Here is a 248-nt window from a genome sequence, read left to right on the forward strand (position 1 = left end):
TTAAGAGAAAATTTCCAACATTTAAAGTCTAGTATGCCTAGTATGTGGACTAATAGTTATTTCGTAGGAACTGTTGGTTCTGTAAGTTTAGAAGTAGTTAAACAATACGTAGAGAATCAACAAGTTAGGAGTAAGAAAAAATGATAAAAACTCATAGAGTAAAATTAAACCTAACTAGAACACAATTTGAATTAGTAAGGGAAAAACAAATAGAGAGTGCTAATTGTTGAAATCATATAGTTAGCTTA

Annotated in this window: 1 protein-coding gene; it reads left to right on the forward strand. The window is 28.6% G+C overall.

All coding sequences use genetic code 11. The annotated features are described in order from the left end of the window. On the forward strand, nucleotides 1-144 hold a 144-nt coding region (locus KGF52_RS21275), incomplete at its 5' end, for a transposase (protein ID WP_227841545.1). Between the last annotated feature and the right edge of the window lie 104 nt (nucleotides 145-248).

It is taken from the genome of Clostridioides sp. ZZV15-6597, from assembly GCF_020657815.1.
In the GTDB taxonomy this organism is placed as follows: Bacteria; Bacillota; Clostridia; order Peptostreptococcales; family Peptostreptococcaceae; genus Clostridioides.